Source organism: Roseospira goensis, from assembly GCF_014197795.1.
Taxonomy (GTDB): Bacteria; Pseudomonadota; Alphaproteobacteria; order Rhodospirillales; family Rhodospirillaceae; genus Rhodospira; species Rhodospira goensis.
In genome coordinates this window covers 1-1,445 of record NZ_JACIGI010000078.1, presented here as the reverse complement: position 1 = coordinate 1,445, position 1,445 = coordinate 1, and the positions used below count along the sequence as shown (strand labels likewise).

The 1,445-nt window shown below is 72.7% G+C and carries 4 protein-coding genes; all 4 read left to right on the top strand.

Going from position 1 to position 1,445, the window contains the following annotated elements; all coding sequences use genetic code 11:
- Positions 1-23 precede the first annotated feature (23 nt).
- The 4 genes from GGD88_RS18415 to GGD88_RS18400 all read left to right on the top strand — a co-directional run bounded on the left by GGD88_RS18415 (position 24) and on the right by GGD88_RS18400 (position 1,392).
- The gene (locus GGD88_RS18415) at positions 24-548 is read left to right on the top strand and encodes a host-nuclease inhibitor Gam family protein (protein WP_184438252.1); all 525 of its coding nucleotides are present in this window, start codon (positions 24-26) and stop codon (positions 546-548) included.
- Between the two features lie 13 nt (positions 549-561).
- Positions 562-816: a hypothetical protein gene (locus GGD88_RS18410; protein WP_184438251.1), complete on the top strand. Its 255-nt coding sequence runs from the start codon at positions 562-564 to the stop codon at positions 814-816.
- Positions 813-1,049 (top strand): hypothetical protein, encoded by a 237-nt coding sequence (locus GGD88_RS18405; RefSeq protein ID WP_184438250.1) that lies wholly within the window; start codon positions 813-815, stop codon positions 1,047-1,049. Before GGD88_RS18410 ends, GGD88_RS18405 begins: the two co-directional genes overlap by 4 nt.
- A 91-nt stretch (positions 1,050-1,140) precedes the next feature.
- Positions 1,141-1,392 carry a hypothetical protein gene (locus GGD88_RS18400; protein WP_184438248.1) on the top strand — a complete coding sequence of 84 codons (252 nt, stop codon included), beginning with the start codon at positions 1,141-1,143 and terminating at the stop codon, positions 1,390-1,392.
- Positions 1,393-1,445: the final 53 nt, after the last annotated feature.

Sequence of the window (1,445 nt, the reverse complement as noted above, 5' to 3'; positions counted from 1 at the left end):
GCCTTTTCAGGAGGATCTGAGACATGCCGAGCCTCGGCGATATCGAAGCCCTCGCCAAGAGCTACAGCGAGGCCCACGGCAAGCTGGCGGACGAGGTCCGCGCGGTCGAGGACGAGATGGCGCGGGTCAAGCGCCAGCACCTGGCGCGCCTGCGCCGCCTGGTGGACGGCGCCAGCAACGCCCGCGCGCGCCTGGCGGCGGCGGTGGCCGAGGTGCCGGATCTGTTCCAGTCGCCCCGGACCCTGACGCTGCACGGCATCAAGGTCGGGTTCGCCAAGGGCAAGGGCAAGCTGGAGTTCGCGGACGCCGCGCGGGTCTGCGACCTGATCCGCAAGCACTTCCCCGACCGGGTCGAGACCCTGGTCAAGGTGTCCGAGACCCCGGTCAAGGGTGCCCTGAACCAGCTCTCCGTCGCCGAGCTGAAGCGCATCGGCGTGACCGTCGTGGAGGCCGGCGACGAGGTGGTCGTGCGCGTCACCGACAGCGAGATCGACAGGATGGTGGACGCCCTGCTGAAGGACGCCGCCGACGTCGAGACGGCGGCGTAGGGAGGGCGGGAAGATGATCGACTTGCAGAGCCGCCGGACCCGCGCGCTTGAGGATGTGGCCGCCGAGGCCGAGCGGGCCGCGACGAAACACCGGCCGATGGCGGGCGCCCACGAAGGGTGGGCGGTCATCAAGGAAGAACTGGACGAGCTCTGGGAGCACGTGCGCGCCGATACCGGCCGCTCGGCTGCGGCCCGCAGGGAAGCCGTGCAGATCGCCGCGATGGCGATCCGATACATCACCGACGTCACGGAAGGCGGTGCGGCATGACGCGCTGGCATGCGATCGAGACGGCCCCGACGGAGTGGGGTGAGCGGTTCCTGGTCTGGGGACCGGGGTGGACCTCCGTTCTCGTCGGCTGGCGCAACGACGATGACCGGGTGTGGGCCATTGACGACTTCAACGAGCCGGTCTTCCCCGCCGACAACGACTATCCGGCCACGCACTGGGCGGAGCTGCCCGACCCGCCCCGCGCGGCGGCCCGCCGGACCCGGAGGCCCTGATCCGCCTCTCCTACGGCATGGGCGGCACCCACGAGGCCCTGGTGGCCGCGATCAGCCGCCTGCGCTGGATCGACCCGGAGGACATCGCGTCATGAGCCGCCGCCACCGACAGCGCCGCCCGGCGCGGAGCACGATCACCTATGCCCACCTGCCCGGCGGCGGGCCGGAGGGCCGGACCTGCAAGAGCTGCGCGCACTTCCGCACCGCGGGTCACCGCGCGGGCAGCGGGGTCTGCGCCGAGGCCGGGCGCCAGGCGGGTCTCGCGCTGTCCGCGCTGCACCCCCTGTGGGACGGGACCCGGGCCTGCCGGTACTGGACCGGTCGCGAGGACACCGCGTCATGAGCCGCCGCCGCCGACCCCGGCCCGGCCGCCACCTGCCGCCGCACGACGCGGCG